Source organism: Nitrospina sp. 32_T5 (genome assembly GCF_052156635.1).
Taxonomy (GTDB): Bacteria; Nitrospinota; Nitrospinia; order Nitrospinales; family Nitrospinaceae; genus Nitrospina.
In genome coordinates this window covers 855,688-879,168 of record NZ_JBQKUO010000001.1, presented here as the reverse complement: position 1 = coordinate 879,168, position 23,481 = coordinate 855,688, and the positions used below count along the sequence as shown (strand labels likewise).

General features: G+C 57.7%; 23 protein-coding genes and 1 tRNA gene. 13 read left to right on the top strand and 11 right to left on the bottom strand.

What is annotated here, in order from left to right; genetic code table 11:
* The first annotated feature begins 121 nt into the window (after window positions 1-121).
* Window positions 122-679, top strand: a complete 558-nt coding sequence (locus ACTRW9_RS04090; protein ID WP_442428390.1) for a zf-TFIIB domain-containing protein — start codon at window positions 122-124, stop codon at window positions 677-679.
* Here the strand turns inward: ACTRW9_RS04090 and ACTRW9_RS04085 are convergent.
* Entirely contained in the window at window positions 662-2,044 is a 1,383-nt protein-coding gene (locus ACTRW9_RS04085) for an MFS transporter (RefSeq protein ID WP_442428389.1), read from the bottom strand. The two genes, ACTRW9_RS04090 and ACTRW9_RS04085, sit on opposite strands and share 18 nt — an antisense overlap.
* A 384-nt stretch (window positions 2,045-2,428) precedes the next feature.
* On the opposite strand from ACTRW9_RS04085, the gene ACTRW9_RS04080 reads away from it, so the two are divergent.
* The 12 genes from ACTRW9_RS04080 to ACTRW9_RS04025 all read left to right on the top strand — a co-directional run bounded on the left by ACTRW9_RS04080 (window position 2,429) and on the right by ACTRW9_RS04025 (window position 13,988).
* Entirely contained in the window at window positions 2,429-4,222 is a 1,794-nt protein-coding gene (locus ACTRW9_RS04080; RefSeq protein ID WP_442428388.1) for a flagellar hook-length control protein FliK, read from the top strand.
* A 20-nt stretch (window positions 4,223-4,242) separates the two neighbouring features.
* Complete coding sequence (locus ACTRW9_RS04075; protein ID WP_442426856.1) at window positions 4,243-4,899, top strand: flagellar hook assembly protein FlgD; 657 nt, start codon at window positions 4,243-4,245, stop codon at window positions 4,897-4,899.
* A 24-nt stretch (window positions 4,900-4,923) separates the two neighbouring features.
* Window positions 4,924-6,231, top strand: coding sequence for a flagellar hook protein FlgE (locus ACTRW9_RS04070; protein WP_442426855.1), 1,308 nt, complete (start codon window positions 4,924-4,926; stop codon window positions 6,229-6,231).
* Window positions 6,232-6,636: 405 nt separating this feature from the next.
* Window positions 6,637-6,708, top strand: a tRNA-Val gene (locus ACTRW9_RS04065).
* 88 nt (window positions 6,709-6,796) lie between these two features.
* Window positions 6,797-8,566 (top strand): threonine--tRNA ligase, encoded by a 1,770-nt coding sequence (gene thrS, locus ACTRW9_RS04060; RefSeq protein ID WP_442428387.1) that lies wholly within the window; start codon window positions 6,797-6,799, stop codon window positions 8,564-8,566.
* 38 nt (window positions 8,567-8,604) lie between these two features.
* Window positions 8,605-9,156, top strand: a complete 552-nt coding sequence (gene infC / locus ACTRW9_RS04055) for a translation initiation factor IF-3 (RefSeq protein WP_275450597.1) — start codon at window positions 8,605-8,607, stop codon at window positions 9,154-9,156.
* A gap of 48 nt (window positions 9,157-9,204) precedes the next feature.
* Window positions 9,205-9,399 (top strand): 50S ribosomal protein L35, encoded by a 195-nt coding sequence (rpmI, locus tag ACTRW9_RS04050; RefSeq protein ID WP_005007187.1) that lies wholly within the window; start codon window positions 9,205-9,207, stop codon window positions 9,397-9,399.
* Between the two features lie 33 nt (window positions 9,400-9,432).
* Window positions 9,433-9,789, top strand: coding sequence for a 50S ribosomal protein L20 (gene rplT / locus ACTRW9_RS04045; protein WP_237097006.1), 357 nt, complete (start codon window positions 9,433-9,435; stop codon window positions 9,787-9,789).
* Window positions 9,790-9,914: 125 nt separating this feature from the next.
* Window positions 9,915-10,922, top strand: coding sequence for a phenylalanine--tRNA ligase subunit alpha (locus ACTRW9_RS04040; RefSeq protein WP_442426853.1), 1,008 nt, complete (start codon window positions 9,915-9,917; stop codon window positions 10,920-10,922).
* A 49-nt stretch (window positions 10,923-10,971) separates the two neighbouring features.
* Window positions 10,972-11,949, top strand: a complete 978-nt coding sequence (locus ACTRW9_RS04035; RefSeq protein WP_442428386.1) for a multiheme c-type cytochrome — start codon at window positions 10,972-10,974, stop codon at window positions 11,947-11,949.
* An 82-nt stretch (window positions 11,950-12,031) separates the two neighbouring features.
* The gene (locus tag ACTRW9_RS04030; RefSeq protein ID WP_442428385.1) at window positions 12,032-12,895 is read left to right on the top strand and encodes a hypothetical protein; all 864 of its coding nucleotides are present in this window, start codon (window positions 12,032-12,034) and stop codon (window positions 12,893-12,895) included.
* Between the two features lie 19 nt (window positions 12,896-12,914).
* On the top strand, window positions 12,915-13,988 hold the full coding sequence (locus tag ACTRW9_RS04025) for a PA0069 family radical SAM protein (protein ID WP_442428384.1): 1,074 nt from the start codon (window positions 12,915-12,917) through the stop codon (window positions 13,986-13,988).
* A gap of 33 nt (window positions 13,989-14,021) precedes the next feature.
* On the opposite strand, the gene ACTRW9_RS04020 is transcribed toward ACTRW9_RS04025, so the two are convergent.
* The 10 genes from ACTRW9_RS04020 to ACTRW9_RS03975 all read right to left on the bottom strand — a co-directional run bounded on the left by ACTRW9_RS04020 (window position 14,022) and on the right by ACTRW9_RS03975 (window position 23,454).
* Window positions 14,022-14,510, bottom strand: a complete 489-nt coding sequence (locus tag ACTRW9_RS04020) for a ferritin-like domain-containing protein (RefSeq protein WP_442428383.1) — start codon at window positions 14,508-14,510, stop codon at window positions 14,022-14,024.
* A 195-nt stretch (window positions 14,511-14,705) separates the two neighbouring features.
* Window positions 14,706-15,515: an enoyl-ACP reductase FabI gene (locus ACTRW9_RS04015; RefSeq protein ID WP_442428382.1), complete on the bottom strand. Its 810-nt coding sequence runs from the start codon at window positions 15,513-15,515 to the stop codon at window positions 14,706-14,708.
* On the bottom strand, window positions 15,512-15,940 hold the full coding sequence (gene fabZ, locus ACTRW9_RS04010; protein ID WP_005007201.1) for a 3-hydroxyacyl-ACP dehydratase FabZ: 429 nt from the start codon (window positions 15,938-15,940) through the stop codon (window positions 15,512-15,514). Before fabZ ends, ACTRW9_RS04015 begins: the two co-directional genes overlap by 4 nt.
* Window positions 15,941-16,129: 189 nt before the next feature.
* Window positions 16,130-16,873 carry a 3-oxoacyl-ACP reductase FabG gene (fabG, locus tag ACTRW9_RS04005; protein ID WP_442428381.1) on the bottom strand — a complete coding sequence of 248 codons (744 nt, stop codon included), beginning with the start codon at window positions 16,871-16,873 and terminating at the stop codon, window positions 16,130-16,132.
* Window positions 16,874-16,932: 59 nt separating this feature from the next.
* Window positions 16,933-18,375 carry a phytoene desaturase family protein gene (locus tag ACTRW9_RS04000; RefSeq protein ID WP_442426846.1) on the bottom strand — a complete coding sequence of 481 codons (1,443 nt, stop codon included), beginning with the start codon at window positions 18,373-18,375 and terminating at the stop codon, window positions 16,933-16,935.
* A complete protein-coding gene (locus ACTRW9_RS03995; RefSeq protein WP_442428380.1) occupies window positions 18,375-19,784 on the bottom strand; it encodes a phytoene desaturase family protein in 1,410 nt (469 codons plus the stop codon). The genes ACTRW9_RS04000 and ACTRW9_RS03995 overlap by 1 nt, the downstream gene beginning before the upstream one ends.
* 97 nt (window positions 19,785-19,881) lie before the next feature.
* Window positions 19,882-20,145: an acyl carrier protein gene (locus ACTRW9_RS03990; RefSeq protein WP_005007223.1), complete on the bottom strand. Its 264-nt coding sequence runs from the start codon at window positions 20,143-20,145 to the stop codon at window positions 19,882-19,884.
* A gap of 56 nt (window positions 20,146-20,201) precedes the next feature.
* A complete protein-coding gene (locus ACTRW9_RS03985) occupies window positions 20,202-21,446 on the bottom strand; it encodes a beta-ketoacyl-[acyl-carrier-protein] synthase family protein (RefSeq protein ID WP_442428379.1) in 1,245 nt (414 codons plus the stop codon).
* A 168-nt stretch (window positions 21,447-21,614) separates the two neighbouring features.
* Entirely contained in the window at window positions 21,615-22,076 is a 462-nt protein-coding gene (locus ACTRW9_RS03980; RefSeq protein ID WP_442428378.1) for a DUF488 domain-containing protein, read from the bottom strand.
* 19 nt (window positions 22,077-22,095) lie between these two features.
* The gene (locus ACTRW9_RS03975; RefSeq protein ID WP_442428377.1) at window positions 22,096-23,454 is read right to left on the bottom strand and encodes a Fic family protein; all 1,359 of its coding nucleotides are present in this window, start codon (window positions 23,452-23,454) and stop codon (window positions 22,096-22,098) included.
* Between the last annotated feature and the right edge of the window lie 27 nt (window positions 23,455-23,481).

The window sequence follows — 23,481 nt, the reverse complement described above, 5'->3', positions numbered from 1 at the left end:
CCAACTGTTTTCTCGTGGTTGGAGGGTCAAGCGGCCATCGGCCCGGCACCGGGTGGGGCGCGTTCATGCTGTTTTCAGGCGGCCCGGTTTCTGGTAGGTTGAGAAAAACAAAGCGACTGCCATGACTGCCGAAAACACAACCCATCTGGAGTGTCCCTCCTGCGGGAACAACCTGACTCCCCGCAGTGTGGCGGGGGTGAGCGTTCATGCCTGTGAAGGGGGGTGCGGCGGTTACTGGATCGGGAAGAACAGCCTGAAGCGGTTGCCCGAGAGGCTCCCGGGGGCCGGTGCGGAACTGCTCACCGTATCGCGTTCGGACGGGGTGCATGCGTTCCGCAATGTGGATCACATCTGTCCGCATTGTCAAAACACACTCCTGTACCGCCACTGGTTCAGCCGGAAACTGCAGCTGGAGGTCGACCAGTGCTCGAAGTGCGCCGGGTTCTGGGTGGAGGTGGGTGAGCTCGCACCCATCCTCACCGCCGGCCTGGACCCTGAAGAAAGAAAACAGCGCGCCGAGGCTTATTTTGAGGTGGTCATCCGCGACAAGGTGGGAGGCATGAACCTGGTCAATGACGACATGATGGATGCAGCGCGGCACATCGTGCAGATCTTCCGGTTCCTGTGCCCGAGGGAATATTTTCCGGATGCCGCGCTGTTGTCAAACATCCTTCGTTGACGCGCCGGCGGAAGGCGGGTCGATCTTCCCGTTATCCCCATCCGATTCGAACGCACCCGCTCCGGACGGAGCCCCCACTTCTGTTTCCTCGCCTCCCGGCCCGTTGTCGCTTGAGAATTCGGGATCGATGGCTTCCTGCATGGTTTCCGCCACCGATACGGCGGACAGGGGGGACGGACGCGACGGCACGGGCACGGTTGGCACGTTTTCTTCCACTTCCGGTTCCGGTGCCACCACCTCCAGCCGGAAGGCGTAACTGCCCAGAACCGCGAACACCATGGTCTGCATGGTGAAGAACCCCGCACTGCCCAGTACGTCCAGCATGATGCCGCCTGCAATCGGACCCAGGATGGCCCCCAGCCCGAACACCAGCATCAAACCACTGCTCGCCTGGATCATCTTCTCCGGCGGAACGTGGTCGTTGGTGTACGCGGAAAGGATGGAATACAGGGGCAGGGAAAATCCGCCGAACAACATGGCCAGAAACAGCAGTACGTTCATGCCTTTGTTTTCAAAAACCAGGAGGGCGAGAGAGACGAACGCGGCGGAAAACGCCACCACGGCAATCACTCTCTGCCGGGTCATGCGGTCCGCCAGCCAGCCCAGAGGCCATTGGAACACCATGCCGCCCAGAATGACCACCGCCATGAACAGCGCGATGTTGGAAACCGAAAGCCCCAGCTTGGATGCGTACACCGCACCCACCCCCCAGAAAGCGCCGGAGGACACGCCCACCGCAAGCGATCCCACGAGCCCCAGCCGCGCCAGGCTGAACAGGCTGGCCAGTTTGGGTTTCGGCGGGTTGGTGATCTGGGGCGCCACCGTCGCAGTGGACAGCAGGATCGGCACCGACGCCATGGAAATGACCACCGACACCAGGATGAACAGCATGAAGCCGTGCGGGTCGTCCACGTTCAAAAGCATCTGGCCCAGCCCGCTTCCCAGGAACTGGATCACCATGTACAGCGACAGGATTTTTCCCCGCATCTCGTTGCGGGTGAAATGGTTCACCCAGCTCTCCACGGTGATGAAGATGCCGACGAAACAGAATCCCGTCACCAGCCGGAACACCAGCCAGGCAACAGGATGGACAAACACCATGTGAAGGAGGATGGTGCCGGACGCGATGGCGGCCATCGCCGCGAACACACGGATATGCCCGACTTCGTGGGTGATGCGGATGACCCACAGCGACCCTACCAGGTAACCGATGTAATACCCGGACATGATGAAGCCGGTGAGGAAGGGGGAAAATCCTTCAAACGAGGCGCGCAGGCTGAGCAGGGTGCCCTGCAGACCACTCCCCAGCATAATGAGGAAAAGGCCGAACAACAATGTGCGCAGTGAGGTGAGTGTGGGCAGCATGGTTTCGAGTCGTTTTTTTATACCTTTTCGGGTTTTCGTCTGAATGCATTAAATTTCATATGAAAGGAACCCGCTTTTGATTTCAAGAACAATCCCTTCCTCAATCCAAATATTTTTCCGACCTGTTTCCCCACCTTAAAAATTGGGTTAATCCACTTGGGCTGGTATTGAAATGTTTCCTCCCGATCCGGGAGCAGGCTGGAAAAATTTTCCCTCCGGGGCAGGATTTGCCCGGCTCCAGGCCGGCTTCGTTTCCGCACCTTCAACCCCGCAACCCCGCTCCTGGTAAGAGTTTCCCGGGTTTTATCCGTTTTGGCACACCCTTTGCTTTTCAAGGGGGAACCAAAAAGCTGTGCCTCGGGCCAGCGTGATGAGGAAACCATCGTGAACACTCAAAACAAAAACATCCTTGCACAACTGATCGGGCCGGGGCCCCAGTCCAGGCAATCCGGGTTCCAGCCCGGGAGCAAGGAAACGGGCGCGCCGGACTTCGACAAGTTCATGCAGAACGACACGCGCACCGTGCGGCAGGACCATGTTTCCTCTTCAGACGCTCACCACCATGACCGCCGCTTCGACGACACCCGTACCGAATCACACAACCGCACTCGCGAATTCGTTCACGAACCGAAAACAGAAAACCGTTTTGCGAAAACCTATCAACCCCGTACCCACGACTCCAAATACACAACAACCGCTTCGGACAATACGCAAACGCAATGGGCGGATGGGAAACAGTCCGGTCCCATCCCGCAGGAAACTTCCTTGCAGGCGTTGCTCGCCTTGTTGCAGAACGCCGGGGGTTTGTCCCCACAGGCGCAGGCGCTTCTGGACTCAGCCGAAAATTCAAACAAGCCGGGCACCGATGCGCTCATGCAACTGCTCAATCAGCTCAAAACGGATCCGGACCTTCAACTGATGAACCTGATCTCCGGTCAAAACGGCGGGGCGTCGAAAGACATGCTCATCGAACAGCTCCGGCAGATGGACCTCGATCCCGAGGTGCTCGACCGCCTCATCGCTGCATTGAACGATGACATGAATCAAAACGGTCAGGGCGGTGCGTTCCTGATGGCGTTGAACGGATTGCTGCAGGCCCTGCAGAACCTCCAGGTTGAAAACCCGGATGATGGCATGGCCGTCCAGTCTGCGCAGAACAACGGGGCCAACGCTACCGTCCTCGAAAAGAAAGTGATCGACGCCTTGATGAAGGCCGGCCTCACCGAAGCCGAAGCGCGCAAGATCATCGAAGAGGCGCGCGGCATGAACGGCTCGGACAGCAAGGTGGATGGTCGCATGGTGCTTGCCAAGCTGGCGCAGAGCCTTTCCAAATCCAGGGGAGCCGGCCAGCCGACACCCGAAACGCAAACCGAATCCGCCGCGCCTTCCCGCGAACCCAAACTGAACCTCGACATGCGTTCCACCGACGCGAAGATGAAAACCCCCGCCGAACTGATGGGGGATAAATCCGGTTCGCAGACCGTTTCCAACCTGACGCACGAAGGCAAGGCACAGACGAATCCCGGCATGCAGCCGCTGAACCCGAACGCGGCTGCACCGAAACCCGCCGCCGTATCGGCGCAGGCGGCAACGGCAACGGCAGTCAACGGTATGAACACAGGTGGCGAAGCCACGCAGACCGCAAACCAGACCGCTCCGGTTGGCGCCACGTCCACATCACCCGTTTCCGACAAAGCCGGGGAGGGATTCCGGCCGATGATGGCGGAGACCTACAGCGCCCGTGGCGGGGTCGAAAAACCCGTGACCGCACAGATCATCGAAAAGGTGGCGTTCCGCAACCTGGGTCATTCGCGCGAGGTGCACATCAAACTCGACCCGCCGTCTTTGGGCACCGTGCGGCTGAACGTTTCGTCCAGCGGCGAAACGGTGCGCGCCACCCTGGTGGCGGAAAACCACGCGGTCAAGCAGGCCATCGAAGGCAGCCTCACGCAACTGCGCGACAGCATGCACAGTCAGGGCGTGAAGGTGGATTCCTTCACCGTGCTCGTCGGCGGCAACCACCAGGGGCAGTCATCGCACCAGCGCCAGGAACAGGTGCACGCGTTCCGGCCGTTTGATCCGGCACAGGGACCCGATGCGTCCGGACCGGTGGAAGAAGTCGCGTTCACCCGGCCGGTGTTTTTCAACGAATCGCAAACGATCAGTTTATTCGCATAACTCTTTAGGAGGCATTGGCCATGTTGGATGGTGTTTTACCGTACGCGGAATCGAACAAATCCACTGCGCCCACCAGCGCCAAGAACACACTGGGCAAGGATGATTTCATGAAACTCATGATCGCCCAGCTCAGCAACCAGAATCCGCTCGACCCGATGGACGGCCAGGAGTTCAGCGCCCAGCTGGCGCAGTTCAGCGCGCTGGAACAGATGACCAACGTCAACACCAACATCCTGAAACTGATCCAGTCGCAACAGGCCGCCACCAATTCCAGCATGATCAACATGATCGGCAAGCAGGTGGATGTGCAGGGCAACACCGTCGCCCATAAATCCGGCGACACGCACAACCTCAGCTACTCGCTCGCAGAGCAGGCGGACACGGTGACGGTTGAGGTGTTCGACGCGATCGGTTCGCTGGTACGCACCGTCACGGGTTCCGGCGGCAAGGGCGGCAACACCGCTGTCTGGGATGGATTGGACGCTTCGGGCAACCCGGTGGCCGAAGGCAACTACACCTTCCGCGTGAAGGCGACCAGTCCCGCCGGCAATACGGTGGAGGCCACCACCTTCACCAAGGGAACGGTGTCGGAAGTCCTGTTTGAAGACGGCGACACCTACGCCATCGTGAACGGTACCAAGATTTCGGCAGATAAAATTTCCAGGGTTTCGCTCTAATAAAAATCGATAAGGAGAGATGTCATGTCACTCATAGGCTCCCTGTTCTCCGGTGTTTCCGGTTTGCGGTCGAATTCGCAGGCCATGAACGTCATCGGCGACAACATTTCCAACACCAATACGGTTGGATTCAAAAGCAGTAAAAGCGTGTTCGGCGATCTGTTCAGCACCGTCCTGACCTCCGGGTCGGTGACCTCGCAGGTGGGGCAGGGCACGCAGTTCATAGGATCGTTGCAGGATTTTTCCCAGGGCGCGATCGAAAACAGCACCAACTCGCTGGACATGGCCATCGACGGCCAGGGTTTTTTCATCGTCAACAACGGCCAGGGAAATTTTTACACCCGCGCCGGGCAGTTCCGCATCAATGACAACGGTGTGGTGCAGGACATCGGCGGAAACATTCTTCAGGGATTCCGTGTCACCGGCGGTACCGTGAACAACACCCTGGAGAACGTGGACCTCGCCGGAGTGCAGTCCGCCCCCAATGCCAGCACGCAGTTCACGCTGGGAGCGAACCTCGACGCACGCTCCGCGGTAGGCACCACGTTCACCTCACCGATCACGCTGGTCAACTCGGTGGGCAACCAGGTGGTGGCTTCCATCACCTTCACCAAGGCGACCAACACCACGGCCACCTTCCCGGCCACCACGCACACGCAGTGGGACTATGCGGTATCGGTTCCCGCGGGCGAGGGCACGGTGGTTGCGGCTACAGCAAATAACAGCGGTTCGCTGGTATTCGACAATACCGGGACACTGGACGGCGTTCTGGACAGCGGCGGCACGGTGCTTTTCGGCGGCGACGTTCAGGATCTGACCGTCACCATCGACTTCACCACGGCGTCGCCTCCCGGTGCCGCGCAGAACATCACCTGGGACCTCGCCGACACGACTGGCATTGCCACCAACGGCAAGGTGACCGGGTTCGCCGCCACCTCCAACAACAACTCGGTGGTGCAGGACGGTTTTCCGACCGGCGTGTTGACGGGAATCAGCGTGGCCAACGACGGCACCATCAACGGCCTGTTCAGCAACGGCCAGTCGGAGTCGCTCTTCCAGCTGGGTCTGGCTGATTTCCTGGCCCCGACCGGGCTGACGCGGGTGGGACAGAACCTGTTTGCGGAATCCGGGCTGTCCGGGCAGCCGGTCATCGCGGCGCCGCAGACCGGAGCGTTCGGCTCCGTGCTGGGAAGCACGCTGGAGCTTTCCAACGTCGACCTGGCACAGGAGTTCGTCACCATGATCAAAACCCAGCAGGCGTTCCAGGCGAGCGCCCGCATCATCACCACCACCGACGACCTCCTTACCGAGACCGTGAATCTCACACGGTAATCGTCGAAACCTCCTGCCCGGGTCCCGTTTGCGGGGCCCGGGTTTTTTTATGGCGAATCGCTTCCCATGAATTAGCAGGCGGTCATGGGACCTCCGCCATCGTCTGCCAACAAAGTATTACCCATTTTGACACGGGCCAAGCCCGCCGGACTGAGTCCGGTCGCAACTGGATGAATCCAGATTCGCGCCCACGGATCATCGCCGTGGCCGCCGGACAGTAGCCAAATTGCTACGGGCCACGCCCGCCCCACGACGTGGGGAGGAAACGGTTGGTATCTGGAACGGGCCCGCCGACCATCGTCTGGAGACAAAGCATTACCAATAATTGCTGCGGTCCACGCCCGCTTTGGGCTTGACAAAGCGGTCAATAAAAATAGAATAAGCTCAAGCAATCTAGGTGATTACAGGCACGTAGCTCAGGGGTAGAGTACTTGCTTGACATGCAAGGGGTCGGCGGTTCGAAACCGCCCGTGCCTATTTTCTCAATATCAGGATCCTCCAAGGTCTTTTTAAGCAAAAAAAGGGCATCATGTGCGGATCGTCCCATGATGCCTTTTTACGTCTTATGAACGAACAAACCCAGAACAAACCGGCGCAAACGGAATTCGACCTCGACACCATCCGCCACAGCTGCGCCCACCTGATGGCGCAGGCGGTGAAGGAACTGTTTCCCGAGACGCAGGTCACCATCGGGCCGGTCATCGAGGACGGGTTCTATTACGATTTTTACCGCGAGACGCCGTTCGTTCCCGAGGACCTCAAAAAGATCGAAAAGCGCATGAAGGAGATCGCGAAGAAAGGTCTCGACATTCAGCGCCAGGAGATGCCGCGCAACGAAGCGGTCAAGTTCTTCAAGGACCTGGGCGAGGATTTCAAGGTGGAGATCATCGAGTCCATCGACCGGGACGACGCCATCTCCGCCTACTCGCAAGGGGATTTCACGGACCTGTGCCGCGGTCCGCACGTGGACAACACCAAGCGGCTGAAAGCATTCAAACTGCTGTCCACCTCCGCCGCCTACTGGCGCGGTGACGAGCGCAACCCCGTCCTGCAGCGCATCTATGGCACCGCCTGGCGCACCAAGGATGAACTCAAGGAATACCTCGACCGCCTGGAAGAGGCCAAGCGGCGCGACCACCGCAAGCTGGGCAAGGAGCTCGACCTGTTTTCGATGTCGGAGGACGTGGGCCCCGGGCTGATTCTCTGGCATCCGAAGGGATCCCGCATCCGCTACATCGTCGAGGAGTTCTGGCGGCAGGAACATTACAAGAACGGTTACGAGCTGGTGTACACGCCGCACACGGCAAAGTCGGATTTGTGGCAGATCAGCGGCCATTTCGATTTCTATAAAGAGAACATGTTCGCGCCGATGGATGTCGAGAACAAGGAATACATCCTGAAGCCGATGAACTGCCCGTTCCACATCCAGATTTACAAGTCGCACCTGCGCAGTTACCGCGACCTGCCCCTGCGCTGGGCCGAACTGGGAACGGTGTACCGCTACGAGCGGTCGGGCGTCATGCACGGGCTTTTGCGCGTGCGCGGCTTCACTCAGGACGACGCGCACCTGTTCTGCGCGCGCAACCAGATCGAGTCCGAGATCGAACGCGTGCTCGAATTCGTGCTCTACATATTGCGCGCGTTCGGCTTCGACCAGTACAAGGTGTTCCTCAGCACCCGGCCGGAGAAATCCGTGGGCTCCGACGACGACTGGGTCACCGCCACCGGCGCCCTGCAGAAGGCGCTCGACAAGTCCGGCCTCGACTACGAGGAGGACCCCGGCGAAGGTGTGTTTTACGGACCCAAGATCGACATCAAGATCAAGGACAGCCTCGGCCGGTTCTGGCAGGTGTCCACCATCCAGGTCGATTTCAACCTGCCGCACCGGTTCGAAATGTCGTACGTCGCCGAGGACGGCAAGCACCATCAGCCGATCATGATCCACCGCGCGCTGATGGGGTCCATCGAACGTTTTTTCGGATGCCTGATCGAGCATTACGCGGGGGCGTTTCCCCTGTGGTTGGCCCCGGTACAAGTGATACTTTTGCCCATCACGGATAGCCAGAACGCCTATGCCGAAGAGGTGGCGGCGAAACTGGAAGAAAACGGAATCCGGGTGGAAAAAGACTTGCGAAATGAAAAGATTGGGTTCAAGATAAGGGAGGCCCAAATGGCCAAAACCCCTTATATGTTGGTTTTAGGCGACAAGGAAGTGCAATCCGGGCAGGTGGCCGTCCGCAAGCGGCGCTCTCAGGATACCCACACCCTGTCATTGGATGATTTCTTGAAACAGTTGAAGCACGAGATCGACACCAAGGCGATCGATGTGCTTTAAAGCGTTTTTTCATTTGAAATTGAATAGGAGACCTTTGTATTAATAAAAAACAGCGTATCAACAACATGATCCGTGTCAAGGAAGTCACGGTGATTGGCGCCGATGGCGAACAGTTGGGAACGTTCCCCACGCACGAGGCCCTGTCGATGGCGCAGGAAAACGATCTCGACCTGGTGGAAGTCGCGCCTCACGCCAACCCCCCCGTTTGCCGGATCATGGATTACGGCAAGTACAAGTACAAGCAAAGCAAACGGGCGCACGAAGCGAAGAAAAACCAAAGGGTCATTCACGTCAAGGAAGTCAAATTCCGGCCGAATACCGACCAGCACGATTTCAATTTCAAAATCAAGCACGCCCAGCGTTTTCTTGAAGCCGGGGACAAGGCCAAGATCGTGATCTTTTTCAAAGGCCGGGAGATCGTTCACCGCGAAAACGGGCAGCGCCTGCTGGAACGCGTTGCCGAAACGCTGGAGGATCTTGCCGATATCGAACAGGCTTCGAAGCAGGAAGGCCGTACGTTGACGATGATTCTCGTGCCGAAAAAGAAAAAGGAAGTTCCGACGAAAAAGGAAGATGCGGCCGAAGCCTGAGCGCCGGACCGTGACAGGAATAGAGATAAGGAAAACGGAGTCAGCACAATGCCGAAGATGAAAACCAACAAGAGCGCCGCGAAACGATTTCGCAAAACGGGGACGGGCAAGATCCGCAGGAACGCCGCGTTCACGAGTCACATCCTGACCAGCAAAACCACTAAACGAAAACGCAACCTGCGCCGCAGCCGCACCCTGACCAGCGGCGACGCCAAGCGCATCAAAGCCCTGTTGCCTAATTGAGCGAACCGGGAGAACACCAGGAGAATCTGAAAAATGCCAAGAGCCGTAAACGGAACTGTATCCCGTAATCGCCGAAAGAAAGTGTTGAAGCTGGCAAAAGGCTTCCGCAGTGTGCGCAGCACCGCGTACCGCAAGGCCCGCGAGGCAGTTGAGAAGTCGCTCAGCTACGCCTACCGCGACCGCCGCACCCGCAAGCGTGATTTCCGCCGCCTGTGGATCGCACGCATCAATGCCGCCGCCCGCGCCGAAGGACTGACCTACAGCCAGTTCATGCACGGCCTGAAGAAAGCCAACATCGACCTGGACCGCAAGGTGCTGTCCGACATGGCGATCCACAACGAAAAGTCCTTCAAGGCACTGCTCGAAACCGCCCGCTCCAATCTGAATTGACCGGCCTGCGGCCAGACGAAACTGGCTGATGTTCCAAGGGCGGGTTTTGGTTTCCCAGTGCAATCGGAATACAACCTGTTTGCCCCCGGCCCAGCCGGGCCAGTTTTCCCCAGACCTTGCCTGGTATGATCGATCAGATTGACAACCACCGCCGGGAATTCGAAGAAGCCCTGGCCTCCGCCTCCACTTCCGCCGACCTCAAGGACCTGCGCACGCGCTACCTTGGAAAAAAGGGGCACGTCACCGTCATCCTGAAAGACCTGCGCGGTCTGCCGCCGGAAGAAAAACGTGCCGTCGGCAAACACATCAACGACCTCAAAACCCACGTCGAAGAACGCATCCAGGAAAAATCCGGCGAACTCGAACAGTCCGGAGGCGGCAAAAAATCCGGAACGTTCGACACCACCCTGCCCGGCCGGCGCGAACCCATCGGCACGCTCCATCCCGTCATGCAGGTGATGGAAGAAATCACCCGCGTCTTCGTCAGCCTCGGTTTCGACGTGGCCGAAGGGCCGGAGATCGAATCCGACTACTACAATTTCGAAGCGCTCAATATTCCGCAAGATCATCCGGCGCGCGACATGCAGGACACCTTCTATATCGGCGATCGCGTTCTGCGCACCCACACCTCGCCGGTGCAGATCCACGTCATGGAAAAACAGCAACCGCCGGTGCGCATCATCGCGCCGGGCAAGGTGTACCGTTGCGATTCCGACATCTCACACACGCCGATGTTCCACCAGATCGAGGGATTGATGGTGGACGAGGGCGTGTCGTTCAGCGATCTCAAGGGCGTCATGAACCTGTTCGTGCACCAGGTGTTCGGTCCCGATACGGGGGTGCGCTTCCGCCCCAGCTTTTTCCCGTTCACCTCTCCCAGTGCGGAAGTGGACATCCAGTGCGTCATCTGCGGCGGCGACGGCTGCCGCGTCTGCTCGCGCACGGGATGGATCGAGATCCTCGGGTGCGGCATGGTGGACCCGGCGGTGTTCGGCTTCGTCGATTACGATCCGGAAAAGTGGACGGGCTTCGCCTTCGGACTCGGTATGGAACGCATCGCCATGCTCAAATACGGCATCAACGACATCCGCCTGTTCTTCGAAAACGACCTGCGGTTCCTGCAACAGTTCTAACCGGAAACCGTTTCCCTTTCTCCATCTCTTCACCCACTGGAGGCGTACGATGGATCGTTACCGCCTGCTTCGCTGGGCTTTGGCCGTCGGGGCGTTGGGATTCGCCGCCCTGTGCTCGGTGTACTTCGTCGTCAACATCACCCCCGGCCTCATTCCGGACTCCCTCATCCAGAAAGTGCGCGAACCGGACCTGTTGAAATACCCCAAAGCGAAGCGGTGTGCCGATTGCCATAAAGATATTTTCGAAGCGTGGAAGAAAAGCCGTCACTCGGTGGCGTGGGTGAGCGAGGGTTACGTCAAGGCGTCGGAGAACCATTCCAAGGAAAAATGCCTCAACTGCCACATCCCGATCACCGTGTTCCCCGGAGAAAAACCGCAACCGCGCCTCAAGCACCGTGACGATGGCATCTATTGCGTGCCCTGTCATGTGAAGGAAGACGCCATGCATGGGCCTTACGACATCCTGTCGCCGCCGCATCCGACGAAACAGGACGATGCCTACCGGACCGCGAAGTTTTGCTCATCGTGTCATGAAAAAACCTACAAGCAGTGGCAGGCGACGGGATCGGACAAAACCTGCCAGTCCTGCCACATGCAGCGCAAACTGGCGCGCCTCACCCAAAGCTTTCCGAAAAGCCTGCTGCACGCCAAACGCGAAGTCGCCGATCACAGTTTTCCAAAACGGGAAATCACCGAGGTGGAGATTGCGGTGACCGGTTCGTTCGGCAAGCGCGTGTTCGAACTGGAACTCACCAACCTCAACGTGCCGCACTGGGTGCCGACGGCGGACAACGGCGACCCGCGTATGTACCTGTACACCACTTTTTTTGACGAAGCGGGGAAGGCCATCGACGAGTACAAGGAAATCCTGGCGCCGCAACAGGAAACCGCCCTGCCTTACAGAAAACCCGTGCAATACCGCTACTTGGCGGGAAATGACGTGCACCGCGCCGAGCTTCTCATCCAGTACACGCCCGCCTGGTCCAAGGAAAAAACCGACGTGAAACGCGTGCATTTCTCAAGATAAGCCCTTGCTTTCCCTCGGTTCGGTTTAGGTATAATGGAAGTCTCAATCGTATTTTACGATCACCCCAAACCGGGAGGGCTTCATGATCCGTCTTTTCCAATTCTCCGCCTTTGTTTTCGTTGCACTGCTGTTGTGGGCGGCTGCGCCCGTTCTGGCCAAGGACCTGGTGGTGAAACCGCCGCCGGACTCCCTCAAAAAACTCTACCCGCCTCAATCCAAGGAACCGAAGTGGATCCAGCAGATGCACGCCCTGTCCGGGAATTTCGGTGGGGTGTTCACCAACATAGCGGAGCAGGATTGGGAAAACGCGGAACAGCGTGCGGCCGATTTCGTGAAAGCCTACGAGGACACATCGAAGCTGGTTCCGGAATGGGAGGAGTATTTCGACCTCAAGGCGGCGCACAATTTCGCCCAGGCGGTCACGACCCGCGATGCCAAAAAAATCGGCGAGGCCTCCGGCGGGGTCGCCAAGACCTGCGGCAAATGCCACGCGGACAACTACGTCTCCGTATGGGCGCATTTCCACTGGCCGCACGTGGATAAAATAAAGATCACCGATCCGGTCACCGAGGAAGAGCTGCCCTATGGCAAGTTCATGCACAAGATTTCCGGCTCGTTCAACGCCGTCACCACCAACTTCAAAGAGGGGCAGTACGATCGATCGGCCAAGGCGGTGCGCGGATTCAAACAGCGCTTCATGGAATTGAAATCCACCTGCTCGAAGTGCCACACCACCGACGCGGTGAAACAGTTCTTTGTCGGCGACGAGGTCAACAAGGCCTTCGACGACATGCGCGACACGTTGATGCAGGACAAGCCGAATCCCGGCGAGTTCTGGAAAAGCGTCGGTATCATCGGCAAGGAAGGGTGCAAGAAGTGCCATCTCACCCACCGCGCTTGGGCGATGATCCAGGAATACTGGGAAAAGGGCACGCACAAGCATTGATGGGGCGTGACGGAATGGAATGAAACCACAACAAGGATCGTCCGCGAAACAGGCAACGGGCCGGGGAGCGGGGAGCAACCCCGCGAACCGGTTCAAGCCCCTCGACCGGTCCACGGCCGAGGACTGGCTGGACGATCCCCAGGGCCCGGGCAAGGACACCGAGTTCTGGCAGGACATCTCGAAGTCGATCCTGTCGTCGAATGACAGCCCGGACATTCCTTTCGATACCAGCCTCAATCCCTACCGCGGGTGCGAGCACGGGTGCGCCTACTGTTACGCGCGGCCGACCCACGAGTATTTCGAGCTGTCGGCAGGAATCGATTTTGAAAGCAAGATCCTCGTCAAGCCAAGCGCGCCGGAACTGTTCCGGCAGGCCCTTTCCAGAAAAAGCTGGACCCCGCAAGTGGTCGCCGTCTCCGGCGTCACTGACGCGTATCAACCCGTCGAGCGTAAACTGGGCCTCACCCGCGCCTGCCTGGAAGTGGCGCTCGATTTCCGCAACCCCATCGCCATCATCACCAAAAACGAGCTCGTGACACGCGACATCGACGTATTGTCGGAGCTTGCAGCGTTCAACTGCGCCGCGGTGTATCTTTCCATCACCACACTCGACGCGGACCTGGCGCGCAAGCTGGAGCCGCGTGCCTCGACGCCGGAGAAGCGGCTCGATGCCGTGCGTGCGTTGACCGAGGCGGGCGTGCCCGTTGGTGTGCTTGCGGCACCCATCATTCCCGGTCTCACGGACCATGAAATCCCCGCCTTGCTCAAGGCGGCGAAAGACGCGGGCGCGCAGTTTGCGGGATACCAGGTGCTGCGTCTGCCGTATGGATTGAAAGACCTGTTCCGCGAATGGCTGGAGACGCACGTGCCGACGCAGGCGGGAAAAGTGTTGAACCGCATCCGCGAAGTGCGCGGTGGAGAATTGAACGAGACGCGCTTCGGCGCACGCATGAAAGGGGAAGGGGTGTACGCGGAGCAGATCAAACAGATGTTTTCGCTCGCTCGCAAACAGGCGGGGTTTGCGGCAGGCGGACCGAAACTGGCCACCGACCACTTCCGCGATCCCACCGACCGGCAGGCCAAACTGTTTTAAAGAGACAGGAGACGGCCGGTTGGTATCATCGTTTCAACCAAACCTTTCTTCCCAGTGCTGAAGCAGGGCCCGGATGAAGTCGCGGTGCGACTTCTCTTCGCTTTCCAGCTCAATCAAAACCGACTTGGTTTCCACATCCTCACAACTTGCCCGCATCAGTCCATAGAATTCGACGGACATCTCCTCGCATTTCAGGCAGACCTCCAGTGCTTTTGGGATATCCACGGAATCGTGCATGCGATCAAGCATGTGGTCCACCATTGGAAACAGTTTTTTTTGAATCTGCGTGTCAATCAGTTCGCGCAACTTCGGGCTGTGGTTCCAGGCGCAATGCCGACTTTCCTCTGTGCCCAGCATGTCTTCAAAATGCTTTTCATGATGAGCTTCATCCCGGGCCATCAGCAATAAATAATTCTTAACCACCGGGTCATCAATGCGCCCGGCGACGTTGCGGTATAACTCCTGCACCTTCTCTTCCAATTCCGTTGACACTTCAAGAAGTTCCTGGCTTGCGATATCCATGACCCGTCCCGCCTCAAAGTTTTTATCGAGGATGCTCTATTATTAAATATAGGCCCCTGCCCGAAAATAAAAACCCCGGCACGCCACTTTGGTTCAGGAAATGTGGGGGCTTTTGATTGAGGTGGATTCGACTGTTTTCAATGAGAGAAAGGTGCCGGGAAGAAAGGCAGGTGAATTTCCCGGAAAGGTGCCCGGTTATTCCGCGTCAGGCCTTTGGGCGCGGCGGACGATGTCCTTGTCGAAGTAGTTGATGCTCATACCCGCATCGAGCACGATGCCCTGCGCGTTGATGCCGCTGGCCCGTTCGCTGAGCAGAAACACGGCGGTGTTCGCCACTTCCTGCGTCTGCAAGGCTTTCTTGCGGAGCGTCAACTGCTCGGCGTGCATGTACGAGTCGAGGTAGCCCGGGATGCCCGCCGAAGCGGAAGTCTTGAGCAGGCCCGCGTTCACCGAATTGAACCGCACCTGAGAAAACGCGCTGAACGACTTGGCGAGGAAGGCGAGCGAGGAATCGAGCGCCGCCTTGGCGGGTCCCATGTAGCCGTAGTTTTCCGCCGCCATGCGCGTGGTGGAGATGCCCACCGTCACCACCGACGCGTCTTTTGCGAACAAATCCTTGAACGCGTTCGAAAGGCGGATGAGTGAGTAGCAGGAAATGTCCACGCACTGCAGGAAATCGCGCTTTGCCGTTTCGTGAAACGGTTTGAGTCCATCTTCAAAATTGGCGAAGGCGATGGAATGCACGAGGCCGTGCAAGGTGTCCGTTGTTCTGGAAACGTCGTCGCGCAGGCGGTCGATCTGCGCCTCGTCCTCCACATCGCAGACGAACATCGGTGCCGGGTCGAGCAGTTTTTTTAAACTGGCCTTGCGGTCCTCCGAGCGCACGCTGTAAATAACTTTCGCGCCCTCAGCCTCCAGCGTTTTGCCGATGTGGCAGGCGACGCTCTTCTTGTTGGCGACGCCGGTGACGAGGATGCTCTTGCCTTCGAGGTTGAGGAAACTCACCGCTGTTCCTCCATGAGCATGGCGGTGAACTCGACCGACACCGCGGTCTTCCCGTTCACTTCGGCCTTGCCTTTCATGTAATGCGCCGGGCCGACACTCTCGCCGTACTCGACACGGATGTCGAGCACGCTGTCGGGATATACGGGCTGCTTGAATTTCACGTTCTGAATGCGCGTCAGCACCGGCACCTTGCCTTCCTCGGTGCCCAGTTTTTTGGCCATCAACAACGCCCCCGCCTGGAACACGCATTCGCAGATGAGCACGCCCGGCATGATGGGAAAGTCCGGGTAATGGCCTTTGAAGAACGGCTCGTCGGCATTAATGGTCTTGCGTGTGTGGATGCGGGTGTCCGTCTGCTCGACGATTTCATCGACGAACAGGAACGGTGGCCGGTGCGGGATGGTGTTTAAGATTTCGTCGTTCATAAATTTTCCACTCAAATTGATCCTTCGTCGCGTTCCGCTCCTCAGAAAAACAACTTAAGGAAAAAGCCCCCCAGCCCCCTTCGGAGAAGGGGGTGCGCATCGGCCTCCCACACACCCTCGTTCGCTCGCGGCGCGTTGACCACAAGCAACTGGATGCAGTGGGCCACGTTTCCTCCCAGCGTGGCCTGGTTACAATCCGCCGGTCACTTCGAGCACGGCGCCGGTGATGTAAGCGGCGTCGCGGCTGGCGAGGAATAGCACGCAGTGGGCGACGTCCTCCACGGTGCCGAACCGCTTCAGCGGCACCTGTTCGAGGTACTGCTGTTTCTGTTCATCCGGCAGGTCGGCGATGAAATCGGTGTCGATGAACCCCGGCGACACACAGTTGACGGTGATCTTTCGGCTGGCCACTTCCTTTGACAGCGATTTGGTGAAGGCCACCTGCCCGGCCTTGGTGGCGGCGTAGTTGGCCTGCCCGGCGAACCCGAACTTGCCGATGGGCGAGGTGATGTTGATGATGCGCCCGTAGCGTTTGCGCGACAGGTTCTGCACCGCGAGCTTGCTCATGGTGAAGGTGCCGGTGAGGTTGGTATCCACCACGTCGCGCCAGTCCTCCTCGGTCATCATGCCGACGATGGCGTCGCGGCGGATGCCGGAATTGTTGACCAGCACATGAAACGTGCCGAGTGTTTCCGTCACGTATTTGTAAAACGCCTCGACGTTTTCCAGGTTGGTGACGTCGCACTGCATGACGTGCAGGCGGTCTCCCGCATCGGCATGGTCTTTCTGGAACTGTTTTGCGGCGTCCCGGTTGGACAGGTAGGTGGCGACGACGGTGGCCCCGGCTTTCAGGAAAGCTTCGCCGATGCCGCGCCCGATACCACGGGTGCCGCCGGTCACGATCACCGTCTGGTCTGTGAAATCGAATTGCATGGAGTCGGTTGGAGAGAGGGTACGCCGGCTTTGTGCCACGTCTGCCGGAGGCCCGACTGTCAGGCGTTGACTGTTTCGAGTTTCGCCTTGCTGAGGGACGAAACGAACTTGTCCACCTCGTTGGCGACGATGACGCCATAGTTGGCGGCGCCCAGCCAGCCGGACATGATGATGCCCACCGATCCCGCGTGAAACAGCCCGGCGATCTGGTTGGGCAGTTCGCGACTGACTTTCAATCCCTCGAACTTGGTGCCGAACGACACGCCGCCGGGATGCGTGGTGTAGCGCTTGAACGTTTTCGGCGTGGACGCTTCCACGTGGTCGATCTTCTTCCGCACGCCGGGCACGTAACGCTCCAGGGCCTCCAGCGTGCGTTCGATCAACTCGTCCTTTTTCGCCTGGTATTCCTCTTCACTCAGGTATGCCCAGTCCTTGTAGCGGGCGTTGGTCGAGGCGACAATGGAGTACTGGTTGTGGCCGGGGCGGATCTCCGGGTAGTAAAACGAAAACGTGCGGCTGGTGGTGTGGAAGTCGAGCAGTTCCTCGGAATCGAACTCCTCTTTCTGCGAAGTGAACAGCAGGTCGCCCACGTTGTCGATCTTCTCGCCCTTTTTGATGCCGATGTACACCTGGCAACTGCTGTCGTTGAGGCGCACGTCGCGCACTTCCTGGATGAACTCCTCGGAAAAATGCTCTTTGCCGGTCAGCTTTTCGATGGTGTTCAGGATGTTGCTGTTGGAAAGCACCGCCTTGGCGGGGATCTCGCGTCCGTTCACGCGCACGCCGGTCACCTGCTTGTCCTCCACCAGCACTTTTTCGACGAGGCAGTGGGTGCGGATGTCCACGCCGTTTTTTTGCAGTTCCTTTTTCATTTTGCGGATCAGCTCATTCGTGCCGCCCTGAAAGGTGTAGACGCCCTTGTCCATGAAGTTGGAGAACACGATGCCGTAAGTGATGGCGGGGTCGTCCAGCGTGGACCCGTTGGCGTAGGTGATCGGTTCCATCAGCAGGCGGTGCACGTCGGTCCGGCCGGGAAAGAACTTTTCGAACAGTTCGCGCGTGGTCATCTTCACGTCGTCGTAGAAATTCATCGCCCGAACGGTCTCAAAAAATTCGTCGATGGTTTCCTTGAGGATGCCGAAGCGTTCGCGCATCAGGTCGGTGAAGTCATCCTTGTCGAAGGTGGTGCCGAAGGCGAACTGGGGGTTGTCGAAGCGGATGTTGCGCAGGCGGATGATGGAGTCGGCGATTTCTTTCGACCAGTATTTGCGGCAGGTCTTGATCATGCCGATGGGGAAGCCGTGGAGGGAGATGTCCATGATGTGGCCGCCCTTCCGTTTGAACCAGGTGGCCAGCCCTCCCAGGTTGTAGTGGTGCTCCAGCACCAGCACCCGGTGCCCGAACCGGGCCAGCATGTTGGCGGCGGTGAGCCCCGCCAGTCCGCTTCCTATAATGACCGTGTCGTAGGCCGACTTCACCCCTTTCAACCAGTCCTTTGCCATCAAATTCTCCCGTATTCCGGTTTGTTTTCGGCCTGCAATACGTGCAGATTGGCCATGGAAATGCCGCTCAAGGTCGCCCCAATGATACCCAAAAAACCCTGATCTGTCCCGCAAATAAAGACGTTGCGGATGGGCGTGCGCCCGTCCTTGATCTTGTGGGGGGCACCGTACACCGCGCCGTTGAGGTGTCCGGTGTATTTGAAGATGGTCTTGGGTGTAAACGCGTCCGTGAACACAACATTATGCCGGAAATCGGGGAAAAATTGAAGGATTTCCTCGATTGCGCGCTCGCGCCATTCTTTCTTGGCGGCGCGGTAATCGGCGCGGACCATGTCGTTCCACATGCCGTAATTGGCCTGGTTGGTGAGCCTCAGCATGCCCTCGCCGGGCTCGGGGTACTCGAAATTGTTGGGGGCACACAGCACGCCGCTGGTCACGTCGACCGCCTCGGCAGGCACGCGGTAGTCGAAGCGCGGCCGGGTGGAGAAGAACACGATGCTCTTGTCGTAACCCAGCTCTTTCGGCTGGCGGTCGAGCACGAACAGGCACTCCATGAACGACATGCGGCCCTCTTCGCATTTCGCCTCTTCCACCGGGCAGGGACGGCACAGGCGGAGCGTCTCGATGTAACCCGCCGACGAGATCACCTTGTCGGCCAGCACCGTCTCGCCGTTTTCGAGCTCGACCGACTGCAAAGCCCCGTCCGGCGCGTGGATGGCCTTCACGCCGGCGCCCATGCGCAGTTCGCCGCCCAGGGTTTTGTATTTGTCCACCAGCAGGTTCAGGATGTAGGGCATGCCACCCTGGGGCTTGGCGAAACCTTCCATGAAGACGGATTTGAACATGATGACGAATTGGTAGAAATCCATGTCGCCCTCGCTGGCGCTGCCGTAGTACATGAGCGGGCAGAACAGCATGTCGATGAGGACGGGATCGGTGATGCATTCCTGCACCACGGCGCGGGCCGGGGTGAAGCGGCTGTTGTTGAGGTTGAGTTCGTCGTAATCGCGGATTTGGGCGACGAGGCGGCGGAAGCCGTCGATCTGCGCCGGGAAGGCGCGCGCGACTTCGGCCTCCAGCACGGAAAAGTCGTTGGTGAAGCGGAGCGCGTGCCCGGGAAAGCGGATCTCGGACTGGTGCTGCGGGCAGAGGCGGAAATCCTCGTGGCGGAAGCGCAGCTGCTTGAGCAGTTTGCTCAAGGGCGCGTTGCGGGCGCCCTTCGGCACGTAGTTGGTCATGGCGTGCAGGCCGACGTCGAACATCCTCTGCTTGCGCACGTAAAAGGAGTTGAGTCCCCCCACCTCCACGTGCTTCTCGACGATCAGCACCTTCTTGTTGAACATCGCCAAGCGGATGCCCGCGGCCAGGCCGGAGAGACCGGAGCCGATTATGAGCGCATCGTACACCATGCCGTATTGTTAAGGATTCAGGCTTAAAAAACAAGAAAATCCCGGCCCCGGAGGGGTTGCGGGATGATCGGATTTGGTACGGATGGACAGCGCGGTGTCAGGTTACCAGGTGCCGGTCCTTGAGACGCGGGAACAGGTATTCGACACAGCTTTTCATCGTGACCAGCTGGGGGTAATCGGCTTCCGGCACTTCGAGGTTGAAGCGCTTGCGCAGTTCCATGACGATGTCCAGAAAGTCCATCGAATCAAGATCGAACTGGTCGCGGAGCTTCTCCTCGTCCTGGACGGTGCTCAGGTCCTCGTCCGGGGCGATTTCAGCAATGATATTCAGGATGGCGGTGCGTACTTCCTCTTTCGTCATCTAACCTCTCTCCTCCAGAGTTTCGATGGTAGGCGATGAGCCCCCAAATTTCAATCCTATTTTTGGTATTTTCGGACAATCAAAACGGAGTTGATGCCGAACATGCCGAAGCTGTTATTGACAATGATTTCCACCTGTTCCAGCTTCTCCGGCTGGTTGGCGACGAGCTTCAAAGGAGCCACGTCGCACTCCGGGTCCACCTCGTCGACGTTGATAGTGGGGTGGACCACGCCGTCGTCGAACGCGGGCAGGTTGCCGGTGAGCTCCAGGGCCCCCGCCGCGCCCATGGTGTGGCCGATATAACTCTTTGTATTATTGATGCGTACTTTCGATCCAGCAGGAAACACCGTGCGCAGGGCCTTGGCCTCCTGGATGTCGCCCAGCTGGGTCGCCGTGGCGTGGGTGTTGAGGATGTCGACATCCCCCGGCTCCAGCCCGGCCTTTTTGAGCGCCGCGTTCATGCACTCCGCCTGGCGGCCCGGCTCCGGCAGGATGTAGTCGTAGGCGTCCGAATTGCTGTGGTAGCCGACGATCTCGCCGTAGATTTTCGCGCCGCGTTGTTCGGCGTCGCTAAGCCGTTCCAGCGTGTACAGGCACCCGCCCTCGGAGCAGACGATGCCGTTGCGGCTCTTGTCGAACGGGCGGCTGGCTTTCGTGGGGTCGGCGTGGTGGGCGAGCGCCCCCTCCGCCTTGAAACTGGCGAAGATGCCGAAGGTGTGGATGCTCTCGGAGACGCCCCCGGCAAGGGCCAGGTCCACCTCGCCCAGCCTCAGCATCTGCACGCCCTGGATGATGCCCAGGTTGCCTGCGGCGCAGGCGGCGCCGATGGCGTAGTGCGGGCCGGTGATGCCCATGTTCAGCGTCACCTCGCCAGCCGGGTTATTGGCGACGGTGCGCGGGTTGTGGTGGTGCGACCAGTACTTGGTGTCGTAGTCGTACTGGCTGATGTTGTGCACCTCGTTTTCCGTCTCCACGTTGCCGTGCTCCGTGGTGCCGGTATAGACGCCGATGCGGCTTTTGTCGAGCGCGGCGAAGTCGATGCCGGAGTCGATGACCGCCTCGTTGGCGCAATAGACGGCGATGGACCCGGCGCGGGTGCCGCGGCGGACTTCTTTTTTCTTCTGGTAGCGGAGTTCGTCGAAGTTGCAGACGCCGGCCAGCACCTCGCCCATGAAGCGGGTCTGGAACTTCTGCACGCCGGAGCGGCCCTCCAAGAGGTTCTGGCGGAACTCCGGCAGGGAGTTGCCGTTGGGGGCGGTCAGGCCGATTCCTGTGATGACAATCCGATCCTCGCGGCGCACTGAAAAAATTCCCAAAAATGTGTGATAGATGGGGGTTCAAACGGCGGCAGTCCCGGCAGGACAGCACGGGACGCGTGTGGCTAACTGGACCTCATTCGGAACTGGTCAATCTACCACAAAACAAAGGCTTTGGGAAGGGGGAAAAGTGGTTGCTTTTGAAAGGTTAATTCACAAATCCTCGACTTCGATGGGGGTGGGGCAGGTTTGGATGAGGTACTGGGTGAGGAAGGAGCGGTGGCAGTCGGGGGCTTTGTCCTCGGAGCACAGAAAGCACGCGCCGTCGAGCTCTTTCGGATCGAGCGCCCTTTCCACCTTCCGCTGTTTCACCAGCTTCAAATATTTCTTTTTGAAATTCTCGACGCCCTTCTTTTCTTTCCTGTACTCGTCGATGAGCGCCTGCGTCGGCGCGAGGTCGGGGCGGTGCTCGTAGTCGATGCCGCCGATCTTCCTTAGAAAGAACGGCAGGTCCTGTTTCTTGGCGAAGCCGGCGATCTGCGATTCGTTGTTCAGCCGCACGTCGATGATCTTCTTCACGCCCGCCTTCTTCAGCCGCGCAAAAAAATCCTCCGCGCTTTTCTTGGTGAAGCCGATGGTGTACAGCCTGATGGGTTTCGTTTTGCGTGTTGGCATTTAGACTGGCTCAACTGAATTATTTAAACTTTTTAGAGAGTCGTTTTTTGATATCCGGGGGTGCAATAAAAATAAAGGCTCTTCCCGACTTTTCTTTCTCCAGTAATCCGTATTTATCTGACATTGCTAGGAGGTCCTTTCTGGCCGTGTCATAAAAAACGCCATGAGAGTTTTTGTGACTTTCAATTGTATAGACGAAATGAGGATGATCCAAGGCGTGCCTCAAAAGGGCCAGTTGACGATAATTGAGTTTCTGTTTTAGCCAATTTGTTTTCTCTAAAAGTTTTTTTACCGATTCAATTTCTACGGACTTTTTTCGGAGGTATTCGTTAAGTCGGTTTGCCGCTTTTCTTATTGAGCTTAATTGATGAATAAAAAAATAGGTGAGATCGTTTTCATCTGTTTCTACATATAAATAAGATTTTTTATATTGGCCGAACTCTTTTTTGAGGATCTGGGAAATGGAAATATACTGGATCATCCAATACTTGGTTTTAGCCATATACCAGTAAAACAAAGCCCGTGCTGTGCGGCCGTTGCCATCAACAAAAGGATGATCGTAGGCCAGCATAAAATGGAGCGTGATGGCTTTTAAAGGTGCTGGTAAAAAGGAATGATCACTGCTTTCATTAGCAAACTGGCATAAGCGCTCAAGCCGCTCTGGAAGTTCATCTGCATTTGGTGGAACATGCAAGACCGTGTTGTCCCGAGAATCCACAACCAGAACATTATCCTTTTTCGTTCTCAAGTTACCCGCATCATCTAGATTTTTTAAAGTATCTTCCACAAGAATCCGATGCAATTCTCTGATCATCTCCGGCGTTAATTTTTCATGCAAGTTTTCGTTGATGAACAACATAGCCTGATGGTTGTTAAAAATCATCTGCTGGCCAATATCAATAGGCTTCCTTCCTTCCCGCAACATTTCCTTGGCATCTTTATATGTGGTCGCTGCCCCTTCCAATTGACTAGAGCTTATGGCTTCGTCGAAAAGTGAACTAACCAAGTAGGTATCTCGGGATTCAGGGCTAGTAATGGACCTGTCCATTTGAATACTTCCTGCTGTATTCTTTTCCAACCAGAGTAAATCCTTTAAGACGCAATCTGGGATGGAGTACTTGAAAGAGTTTTGTCTTTTATCTCTCAATGAAAGCTCGCGATAGATCCCACGGCGGGCCATTTTGGTTCCAGCCCACCACTCCTCTGCCGTAAAATCCTGTGGAGGCTCCAAATATTTCATTTTTTCCCAATGAAGATATCGACCACGGTCATCTAACGGTTTAATTTTGGAAAAAATTTCAATAACCCGCTGAGGATCCTCTTTGTGGAGGTTGAAAATGATTTCATTAGGGTCTGGGGGTCTTTCAGGAATCTTCATAAATAACAAAACTCATAGCAAAGGAAA

Coding starts and splice junctions, on each gene's coding strand:
- rplT (WP_237097006.1), top strand. CDS start 9,433: ATGCCAAGAGCCGTAAACGGAACTGTATCCCGTAATCGCCGAAAGAAA.
- ACTRW9_RS04090 (WP_442428390.1), top strand. CDS start 122: ATGACTGCCGAAAACACAACCCATCTGGAGTGTCCCTCCTGCGGGAAC.
- ACTRW9_RS04000 (WP_442426846.1), bottom strand. CDS start 18,375: ATGGCAAAGGACTGGTTGAAAGGGGTGAAGTCGGCCTACGACACGGTC.
- ACTRW9_RS03980 (WP_442428378.1), bottom strand. CDS start 22,076: ATGCCAACACGCAAAACGAAACCCATCAGGCTGTACACCATCGGCTTC.
- ACTRW9_RS04085 (WP_442428389.1), bottom strand. CDS start 2,044: ATGCTGCCCACACTCACCTCACTGCGCACATTGTTGTTCGGCCTTTTC.
- fabZ (WP_005007201.1), bottom strand. CDS start 15,940: ATGAACGACGAAATCTTAAACACCATCCCGCACCGGCCACCGTTCCTG.
- ACTRW9_RS03995 (WP_442428380.1), bottom strand. CDS start 19,784: ATGGTGTACGATGCGCTCATAATCGGCTCCGGTCTCTCCGGCCTGGCC.
- ACTRW9_RS04040 (WP_442426853.1), top strand. CDS start 9,915: ATGATCGATCAGATTGACAACCACCGCCGGGAATTCGAAGAAGCCCTG.
- ACTRW9_RS04075 (WP_442426856.1), top strand. CDS start 4,243: ATGTTGGATGGTGTTTTACCGTACGCGGAATCGAACAAATCCACTGCG.
- ACTRW9_RS03990 (WP_005007223.1), bottom strand. CDS start 20,145: ATGACGAAAGAGGAAGTACGCACCGCCATCCTGAATATCATTGCTGAA.
- ACTRW9_RS04035 (WP_442428386.1), top strand. CDS start 10,972: ATGGATCGTTACCGCCTGCTTCGCTGGGCTTTGGCCGTCGGGGCGTTG.
- ACTRW9_RS04025 (WP_442428384.1), top strand. CDS start 12,915: ATGAAACCACAACAAGGATCGTCCGCGAAACAGGCAACGGGCCGGGGA.
- ACTRW9_RS04030 (WP_442428385.1), top strand. CDS start 12,032: ATGATCCGTCTTTTCCAATTCTCCGCCTTTGTTTTCGTTGCACTGCTG.
- fabG (WP_442428381.1), bottom strand. CDS start 16,873: ATGCAATTCGATTTCACAGACCAGACGGTGATCGTGACCGGCGGCACC.
- thrS (WP_442428387.1), top strand. CDS start 6,797: ATGAACGAACAAACCCAGAACAAACCGGCGCAAACGGAATTCGACCTC.
- ACTRW9_RS04020 (WP_442428383.1), bottom strand. CDS start 14,510: ATGGATATCGCAAGCCAGGAACTTCTTGAAGTGTCAACGGAATTGGAA.
- ACTRW9_RS03975 (WP_442428377.1), bottom strand. CDS start 23,454: ATGAAGATTCCTGAAAGACCCCCAGACCCTAATGAAATCATTTTCAAC.
- rpmI (WP_005007187.1), top strand. CDS start 9,205: ATGCCGAAGATGAAAACCAACAAGAGCGCCGCGAAACGATTTCGCAAA.
- ACTRW9_RS04070 (WP_442426855.1), top strand. CDS start 4,924: ATGTCACTCATAGGCTCCCTGTTCTCCGGTGTTTCCGGTTTGCGGTCG.